The sequence below is a fragment of the Streptomyces sp. NPDC001668 genome, assembly GCF_042893155.1.
Classification (GTDB): domain Bacteria; phylum Actinomycetota; class Actinomycetes; order Streptomycetales; family Streptomycetaceae; genus Streptomyces.
This window is the reverse complement of sequence record NZ_JBIAUQ010000004.1, coordinates 737,104-745,698: the sequence shown is the minus strand read 5'-3', so window position 1 is coordinate 745,698 and position 8,595 is coordinate 737,104. Positions and strand designations below refer to the sequence as shown.

Genomic DNA, 8,595 nt, shown 5'->3' with positions numbered 1-8,595 from the left:
GGTGGTTCAGGCAGCAGCGGCTCGATGAGCGACCACAGTCCGTCCGACACGATCCACGGCCGCGACTGACGCTGCCCCATGCCCTCACCAACGAGCGATCAAGCCGAAGGGCCGGAGTGGTTCAGGGCCTGAATCCCGCGTCCTCCAGGACACCGGCCGCGACCCCCGGCCGACCAGGGCGAGCCCGACGAGGAGGTCGTCGCAGCCGATCCGCCCGGCGCCGGCCTCCTCGGAACGCGCCTCGGCCAGGGCGATCGCCTTGCGGGAGTAGGGGGTCCAGGCGATCCGCTCGGCCGCCTGGGAGGCGCCCATGGTCAGGCGGGCCCCGACATCGTCGTGGACGTCGCTCGGGGACACGCCGGCGCTCTCCAGCAGCCGGGTGGCGCTGTCGGGCTCGGCCGTGAGACCGAACAGGAGGTGTTCGGTGCCGATGTGGTTGTTGCGGTGCTGGACGGCGGCCCGCTTGACGTGGGTCATGGCTTCCCGCAGCTCCGGGGACATCTCCTCGGGGCCGTAACGCTTGTGGGGTGCGTGGAAGCGCTGCTGCACGGCCTGTCGGATGACGCCCGGCGTCCCGAGAGATGCGCGGCGCTCGTCAACAGGGCGAGCCGGTCGGGCTGTTCTTGTCCGCCGGAGCGGTGGGCGGTCTCACAGGTGCGGTCTGTTCGGTCGGCGCCCCGCCCGCCGGCCCCGCCGGCCCCGTCGGCACCATCGGCACCATCGTCCACTTCTCCTCGATCCGGCCGACCTTCCACACCACCAGCGCGACGATCCACGTGGCGAAGAACAGCGCCACGATGACGAATCCCAGGAGGTTGAGGTCGAGGCCGCCGATCCAGGCCCAGAAGGGGCCGTGCAGGCCCAGCTTGTCGGCGAGCAGGCCCAGGAGTTCGACCGTGCCGATGAGGAGGGCGACGGCCACGGACAGGCCGGTGATCGTGAGGTTGTAGTAGACCTTGCGGACCGGCTTGGAGAAGGCCCAGCCGTAGGCGAAGTTCATGAAGGAGCCGTCGATCGTGTCGAGGAGGGACATGCCGGCGGCGAAGAGGACGGGCAGGGTGAGGATCGCGTACCAGGGCAGCCCGGAGGCCGCGCCCGACCCGGCCAGGACCAGCAGGGCGATCTCCGTCGCCGTGTCGAAGCCCAGGCCGAACAGGAGGCCGAGCGGGTACATCTGCCACGGCCTGGTGATCGACCTCATGACCCGGCCGAGGAGGCGGTTCATGAAGCCGCGGTTGTTCAGCTGCTCCTCCAGCGCGGCCTCGTCGTAGCGGCCGGAGCGCATCCGCCGGAACACCTTCCAGATGCCCACCAGGACGACCAGGTTGACCGCGGCGATCAGATAGAGGAACGCGCCCGAGACGGTCGTACCGATCAACGCGGTCACGTCGTGGAGCCGGGAGTCGTCGTCGCGCACCGGCCCCGCGAGGGCCTTCACGCCGAGCGAGAGCAGCAGCGCCAGCACGAAGACGACGCTGGAGTGGCCGAGCGAGAACCAGAAACCCACCGACAGGGGCCGCTGCCCCTCCCCCATCAGCTTGCGGGTGGTGTTGTCGATCGCCGCGATGTGGTCGGCGTCGAAGGCGTGCCGCATCCCGAGCGTGTAGGCGGTCACGCCGATGCCGATGCCGAAGGACCTGTCGCCGACGCTGTAGTGGTGCGGGGCGACGATCGCGACGAGGGTGACCCAGCCGATCACGTGCAGCGCCACCACGACCGCGGCCATGCCGCCCGCCCTGACCCACTCCTGCCGCGTCATGGAGCCACGGACGCGGTGCCATGCCGAACCCCTCGCGGGGCCGACGGCGGGGAGGAGGGGCGGAGCGGGGTCAGGGGCGACCGTCATCGGGCGGAGGGTCCTTCTTCAGGGGGTGCGTACGGCCGCGATCAGCAGCCTTGTGCCATCCTCGGGTACCTGCAAGTCATGTGCAGTAAAGCCCGTGACAGGTCTTCCCCACGAGTCGGGAAAGCGCCCGGTCAGGGCGTCGCGTTCGGCCCGTCCGGCCGGGTGCGGCGCCGCTCGACCATCTCGCGGCTGAGGGCCTCGGTCTCCGGCTCGGAGAGCCGCTCGAAGCCGTCCTCGGTGATGACGGAGACGATCGGGAAGATCCGGCGGTTGATGTCGGGGCCGCCGGTCGCGGAGTCGTCGTCGGCCGCGTCGTAGAGCGCCTGGAGTGCGGCGAGGGAGGCCTCGCGGCGGTCGAGTCCCTTGCGGTACAGCTTCTTCAGGGCGCCTTGGGCGTACGGCGATCCGGAGCCCTCGGCGTGGAAGCCGGTCTTCTCGTAGAGGCCGCCGGCGATGTCGTAGCTGAAGATGCGGCCGCGTTCACCCTCGGGCGCGGAGGGGTCGTAGCCGGTGAGGAGGGGGACCACGGCGAGGCCCTGCATGGCCTGGCCGAGGTTCTGCCGGATCATGCCGGCCAGGCGGCGCGCCTTGCCGTCGAGGGTCATGGAGACGCCCTCGATCTTCTCGAAGTGCGTCAGTTCGACCTGGTAGAGCTTGACCATGTCGAGGGCGAGACCGACGGTGCCGGCGAACGCGACCGCCGTGTAGTCGTCGGCGGGGTGCACCTTCTCCAGGTCGCGCTGGGCGATGAGGTTGCCCATGGTGGCTCTGCGGTCGCCGGCGATGAGCACGCCGTCGCGGTAGGAGAGGGCCAGCACCGTGGTGCCGTGCGGAACCTGGCCGGGTGCGGCCCGCACCCCGTCGGGCAGGACACGGCGGGTGCTGAGCAGTTCGGGGCGGTGGGCCGCCAGGAACTCGGTGAAGGACGAGGACCCCGGGGTGAAGAACTCCTCCCCCAGCCGTCCGCCGTTCTCGTTCCACGTCATGGCACTCCCCCTCGCCCACGGGCCGACGTCCCAAGTCCTACCAGGAGCACCGGGACCGGAAACACCGGTCGCGCTCAAAGCGCCCCGCGCCGCACGAGCACGGCGAGTACCAGCAGGCCGGGAACGAGGGGCAGCCACACGGTCAGCAGCCGGTAGCCGAGCACCACGGAGGCCGCGGCCGAGGCGGGCGCTCCCGAGGCGGTGAGGGCGAAGGCGAGCGCGGCGTCCAGGGAGCCGAATCCGGCCGGAGTGGGCAGCAGGGCGGCCGCGCTGCTCGCGGCGAGGTAGAGCAGGGCCACCAGGGGCGGGGCCAGCGGCAGTGCGACGGCCCGGGTGACGGCGATCAGCACGAGCGCGTGCAGGACTACGAAGCCCAGCGAGCCGCCCCACAGGGCCGCCGCCCGGTGCGGGCGCGCGTGGATCGCCCGGATGTCGGCCCGCACACGGGCCAGGGCCCGTCGGCAGCGCGGCCGCAGCGCCGTCCCCAGGAGCACGGCGAGCGCGAGAGCAGCTAGCGCGGCGGCCGGCCACAGCGCCGACGGTCGCGGCAGTCCGAGGACCCCGGGGCAGGCCGTGGCGAGTACGGCGACGAGGGCGGCCCGCACCAGCCCGCCCACCGTGGCCTTCGCCGCGAGCGCGGTCGCCGCACATCCCGCCGACAGCCCGCAGCGCATGAGGAAGCGCAGGTTGACGGCGCCGGAGCCGAGCCCCGCGGGCAGCAGCTGGCCAGCGGCGGAGGCGGCGAACTGCGCGGCCACCAGGCGCCTGGGCGGCAGGGGCCGTAGCACCGCGCCCTGCTGGGCGAGCGCCGAGCACATCCAGGTCGCGGCGGCGGCCGTGCCGGCGGCGAGCAGCCACCCCTGGTCGGCGACGGCGAGCCGCACGGCACCGGTCTCCAGCACGGGCAAGTGCCGCCGGGCCAGACACCCGGCGACCGTCAGGACGGCGACCGTGAGGGCGAGTTGCCCGCAGAGGCGTCTGCGGGTGGGGGCGGCGACGGCCTGCCCGGACGTCACGGCGAACCGTCCCCGGCCGCTCTCGGGGCGAGGTGGATGTCCATCGCGGCGGCGGGGACGGTCCGCCAGTCGCGGGCGTAGGCGGGCGGCCGGCCGCCGGGCCGGGTGAGGGCGGCGACGGGCATACGGCGGGACGCGTCGGCGATCGCCGACGCGCTGCTGTTGGTGTTGGGGCCGTAGGCCGCGGCCGACGTGCACCCGGCGTAGTACGCGACAGGGACCGACAGGTGGCCGCTGAGCAGACAGGGCGGGCGGACACCGAGGCGGCGCAGTTCGGCCGCGGTGTCGGCCCAGTCCTGGTGATGGGCCGTGGTGCGGCGCACCGTGCGCTCCAGGACGACGTACTGCACGGCCAGATGGCCGGTCAGGCCGATCGCGAGCAGCACCGCGGCGACCGGACGCCACCGGCCGGCCGGGGTGGTCGCGAGGTGGAACAGGGCGTCGGCGACCGGGATCGCGACCAGGGCGTAGGCGGGAAGCAGGAAGCGCGGGGCCGCGTACCCGATCAGGAAGAGATAGGGCACGGCGGCCGTGGTGGCGCAGGCCAGCGGAACGAGGGTGGCTCGGGCGCGCCCGGCCCGCACGGCGACCACCAGTGCCACGGCGGCCAGCAGCGGGAGCACCGCCCACCAGGCCATGACGGCGGGGTCCGGCAGCGGCCCGGTGCACGGGCGGCACAGGCTCCGGCCGCTGAGGCTGCGCAGCTGGTCGTCCACGGCGAACTGCGGGCCGAGGCCGCCCTGGATCCGGGAGCCCTCGTGCAGGCGCTCGGCCAGGCCGCCGTAACTGACGTACGCCTCGATCACCCACTGCACTCCGCCCGCCACCAGCCCGGCCACGAGGGCGAGGAGGAAGCGCGGACGGCGGCCGACGGCGGCGGCGACGAGCAGCGGGATGCTGACCCACACGGCGTCGGTGGGCCGCATCCACGCCATGAGCGCGGTGCCCGCCACGACCCCCCACAGTGCCCTCGGGTGCTGCGAGGCCCGCAGGAAGCAGCCGGCCGCGCCCAGCCCGCCGACGGCGACCCAGTAGTTGGGCATGGCCTGCGGGCCGTAGAACACGGTGATCCACAGGGAGGCGAACAGGGCGCCTCCGACGGCGAGGACACGGGCCGGGAAGAGGCCGCGCCAGGCGCGCAGGGCCAGGTAGAGGCCCAGGCCCGACAGGACGGCGAGGTAGACGCGCAGGAGCTCGGTCGAGGTCGACCAGCTCGCGACCGGCGCGACGAGCAGCGAGACGCCGCGGGCGCGCGGGGCGCTGAAGAAGGCGGCCGGGGCCTGGACGCCGACCTGGCTGACGTAGACGGTCTCGTCCCAGCCGAGGCCCATGCCGGGGCGGACCAGGAGGAGTTGGGCCAGGGTGAAGGCGGCGGCCACCGCGGCGAGCGGCCGGGAGCCGCCGTCCCGCCGTAACGCGCCGAAGGCGGGCGACGGCGTCCGCCGTCCGGCTCCCACCAGCAAGGCACTGTCCCCGTGAGCCATGTCCACCCCTCCACCCCCGTCTGCCGAGGGGACCCGTCCGTCCGAAAAGCATGGACAAAGTAACCCGAGGCAGCGGGGGGTGCAGGGTGGGGTTCGGCCAAGCGGCGCCTGTCCGGATCGCGTCTTCGCTGTCAGCGGGCGCGCGGGCCGCGGTGCGGCGGCTGGCTGGGGGCCGGGCGGTCCCTCGCGGGCGGGACGGGGCGGACGACCGGGCCGTCGCCGTTGACGGTCAGGGCCTCGCCGTGGTGGCGGATGGTCAGGGGAGCGCCCGACATCAGGGTGTACGTCGCCTTGTCGGGGCCTATCTCCACCCGTAGACAGCGGTCCAGGAGGCGGAGGTTGAAGGCGAGGCGGCTGAACCGCTCGGGCAGCCGGGGCGCGAAACGCAGGGAGTCGCCGTCGCGCCGCAGCCCGCCGAACCCGGCGACCAGCGCCGTCCAGGTGCCGGCGAGGGAGGCGATGTGGAGTCCGTCGCGGGTGTTGCTGGCCAGGTCCGCGAGGTCCATGAGCGCCGCCTCGGCGGTGTAGGCGTAGGCGAGGGACAGATGTCCGGCGCGGGCGGCGACGACCGCCTGGACGCAGGCCGACAGGGAGGAGTCGCGTACGGTGAGCGGTTCGTAGTAGGCGAAGTTGCGGGCGATCTGCTCCTCGTCGTGGAACTCCTCGAACCAGCCGCTGCACAGGTACATCGCGAGCACCAGGTCCGCCTGCTTGACGACCTGTTTGCGGTAGATGTCGAAGTAGGGGAAATGCAGCATCAGCGGGTACTGGTCGGCGCGGGTGGCGTCGAAGTCCCAGTGCTGGTAGCGGGTGAAGCCCGCGTGCTGTTCGTGCACGCCGAGTTCGTCGTTGTAGGGGATGTGCACGGCCTCGGCGGCGTCCCGCCAGGCGGCGCTCTCCTCGTCGTCGACGCCGAGCGCGGCGGCCTGCCGCGGATGGCGGGCGCAGACGTCGGCGGCCGCGAGCAGGTTCGCGCGGGCCATGAGGTTGGTGTACGTGTTGTCGTCGGCGACCGCGCTGTACTCGTCGGGGCCCGTGACGCCGTCGATGTGGAAGACGCCGTGGTGGTCGTGGTGGCCGAGCGAGCGCCACAACCGGGCCGTCTCCACGAGGAGTTCGACACCGGTGTCGCGTTCGAAGTCGAGGTCGCCGGTGGCCTCGACGTAGCGCACCACGGCGTCCGCGACGGCGGCGTTGACGTGGAAGGCGGCGGTTCCGGCGGGCCAGTACGCCGATCCTTCGGAACCCTCGATGGTCCGCCAGGGGAACGAGGCGCCGTTCAGGCCCAGTTGCGCGGCGCGCTCGCGGGCGGCGGGCAGCGTGTTCTGCCGCCAGCGCAGGGCCTCGGCCACGGCGCCCGGCTCGGTGTAGGTGAGCAGCGGCAGGACGAAGGTCTCGGTGTCCCAGAAGGCGTGACCGTCGTAGCCGGAACCGGTCAGTCCCTTGGCGGGGATGGCCCGTTGTTCGGCGCGGGCGCCCGCCTGGAGGACATGGAAGAGGGCGAAGCGGACGGCCTGCTGGATCTCCTCGTCGCCGTCGACCTCGACGTCGGCGCGGGCCCAGAAGTCGTCGAGGTAGCCGCGCTGTTCGTCCAGGAGTCCGTCCCAGCCGCTGTGGGCCGCGGCCGCCAGGGCGGCGTCGACCTGGTCGCTCATCGCGGGCCGGGAGCGGGCTCCGGACCAGCCGTGGGCGACCAGCTTCTCCACCCGCAGACGCTGTCCCGGCTCCAGGACGGAGGTGACGGTCAGCCGGGCCAGGTCCACCGTCTCCTCGCTGCTCGTGGTGGTGCGCTCGGGTCCGTCGATCACGTGGTCGGCGGACACGGCGACCCGCAGTCCGCTGTTCCGGGTGCGGTGCACCAGGCGCAGCCGGGTGCCGTCGGCGAAGCCCTCCTCGTGCTCCAGCGGCGACTTGAGGACCTTCGACGCGCGCGGGTCGCCGTTCGACCCCGGCAGGCTCTCGTTGGTCACGAGTTCGGACTGGATCACCACCCGGGTGCGGCTGTCGACGGGTTCCACCTCGTAGGCGACGGCGGCCACCGCCCGCTGGGTGAGCGAGACCAGCCGGGTCGAGCGCACCCGTATCCGCGATCCCGCCGGCGAGATCCACTCGCAGGACCGCTCGAGGACGCCCCGGCGCAGGTCGAGGGTGCGCTCGTGGGTGACGAGACGGCCGTAGCGCAGGTCGAAGGGCTCGTCGTCGACGAGGAGCCGCACGATCTTGCCGTTGGTGACGTTGATGGCGGTCTGGCCGGACTCCGGATAGCCGTAGCCGGCCTCGGCGTACGGCAGCGGGTGCAGTTCGTGGACGCCGTTGAGGTAGGAGCCGGGCAGGCCGTGCGGTTCGCCCTCGTCGAGGTTGCCGCGCCAGCCGACATGGCCGTTGGACAGGGCGAACACGGACTCGCTCTGGGCGAGCACGTCGAGGTTCAGGGAGGTCTCGCGGACGGCCCAGGGCTCGACGGTGTAGGAGCGCTGGGTGATCACGCGGGTCCTCCCAGCTCGGCGAGGCCCTTGACGACGATGTGCGCGCCGTGCTCGTACAGGGCGTCGGCCTGCCCGACCCGGTCGAGCCCGACGACGTATCCGAAGCCTCCCGCGCGGCCGGCGTCCATGCCGGCCAGGGCGTCCTCGAAGACGGCGGACCGGGGCGCGTCCAGGCCCAGGTCGGCGGCGGCGGCGAGGAAGGTGTCGGGGCGCGGTTTGCCGGGCAGCCGGCGCTCGGCCGCGACCACGCCGTCGATGCGTACGTCGAAGAGGTCCTCGGCGTCGATCGCGCGCAGCACGTCGCGGCAGTTGGCGCTGGAGGAGACGATCGCGGTGCGCAGTCCCCGGGCGCGGGCCGCCCTGATGTAGGCCAGGGTGTCGTCGTAGGCCTCGACGCCGTCGGTGCGGATCTTCTCCAGGACGAGGGCGTTCTTGCGGTTCCCGAGGCCGTGGACGGTCTCGGCGCCCGGCGGGTCGTCCGCGTTCCCGTCCGGCAGTTCGATGCCGCGGGAGGCGAGGAAGGTGCGCACACCGTCGGCCCGCGGCAGACCGTCGACGTACTCGTCGTAGTCGTTGTCGTCGAAAGGGCGGAAGTGCTCGCCCTCGCGTGCGCGCAGGAACGCGTCGAACATCTCCTTCCAGGCGGCCGCGTGCACGACCGCCGTCCTGGTGACGACCCCGTCGAGGTCGAACAGGCAGGCCTTGATTTCTTCGGGTAGACCGAGCTCCGTCATACAGGACACGGTTCCCAGGCTTTGGCTTCGTCAACAGGTGGAT

The 8,595-nt window shown here is 72.8% G+C and carries 7 protein-coding genes; all 7 read right to left on the bottom strand.

What is annotated here, in order from left to right; all coding sequences use genetic code 11:
* Positions 1–84: 84 nt before the first annotated feature.
* A complete protein-coding gene (locus ACFYZ8_RS16690; RefSeq protein WP_388533240.1) occupies positions 85–549 on the bottom strand; it encodes a Clp protease N-terminal domain-containing protein in 465 nt (154 codons plus the stop codon).
* Positions 550–595: 46 nt separating this feature from the next.
* On the bottom strand, positions 596–1,846 hold the full coding sequence (locus tag ACFYZ8_RS16685; protein ID WP_388533238.1) for a HoxN/HupN/NixA family nickel/cobalt transporter: 1,251 nt from the start codon (positions 1,844–1,846) through the stop codon (positions 596–598).
* Positions 1,847–1,977: 131 nt separating this feature from the next.
* Positions 1,978–2,832: a proteasome subunit beta gene (gene prcB, locus ACFYZ8_RS16680; protein WP_388533236.1), complete on the bottom strand. Its 855-nt coding sequence runs from the start codon at positions 2,830–2,832 to the stop codon at positions 1,978–1,980.
* Between the two features lie 74 nt (positions 2,833–2,906).
* The gene (locus ACFYZ8_RS16675) at positions 2,907–3,848 is read right to left on the bottom strand and encodes a lysylphosphatidylglycerol synthase domain-containing protein (protein ID WP_388533233.1); all 942 of its coding nucleotides are present in this window, start codon (positions 3,846–3,848) and stop codon (positions 2,907–2,909) included.
* Entirely contained in the window at positions 3,845–5,332 is a 1,488-nt protein-coding gene (locus ACFYZ8_RS16670; RefSeq protein ID WP_359029187.1) for a hypothetical protein, read from the bottom strand. Before ACFYZ8_RS16670 ends, ACFYZ8_RS16675 begins: the two co-directional genes overlap by 4 nt.
* A gap of 131 nt (positions 5,333–5,463) precedes the next feature.
* On the bottom strand, positions 5,464–7,818 hold the full coding sequence (locus ACFYZ8_RS16665) for a glycoside hydrolase family 65 protein (RefSeq protein WP_388533230.1): 2,355 nt from the start codon (positions 7,816–7,818) through the stop codon (positions 5,464–5,466).
* The gene (locus ACFYZ8_RS16660; RefSeq protein WP_388533228.1) at positions 7,815–8,552 is read right to left on the bottom strand and encodes a beta-phosphoglucomutase family hydrolase; all 738 of its coding nucleotides are present in this window, start codon (positions 8,550–8,552) and stop codon (positions 7,815–7,817) included. Before ACFYZ8_RS16660 ends, ACFYZ8_RS16665 begins: the two co-directional genes overlap by 4 nt.
* Positions 8,553–8,595: the final 43 nt, after the last annotated feature.

What these genes read in the sequence shown, in the direction of transcription:
- ACFYZ8_RS16685 (WP_388533238.1), bottom strand. Translation starts at nt 1,846, where the DNA reads ATGACGGTCGCCCCTGACCCCGCTCCGCCCCTCCTCCCCGCCGTCGGC.
- prcB (WP_388533236.1), bottom strand. Translation starts at nt 2,832, where the DNA reads ATGACGTGGAACGAGAACGGCGGACGGCTGGGGGAGGAGTTCTTCACC.
- ACFYZ8_RS16670 (WP_359029187.1), bottom strand. Translation starts at nt 5,332, where the DNA reads ATGGCTCACGGGGACAGTGCCTTGCTGGTGGGAGCCGGACGGCGGACG.
- ACFYZ8_RS16660 (WP_388533228.1), bottom strand. Translation starts at nt 8,552, where the DNA reads ATGACGGAGCTCGGTCTACCCGAAGAAATCAAGGCCTGCCTGTTCGAC.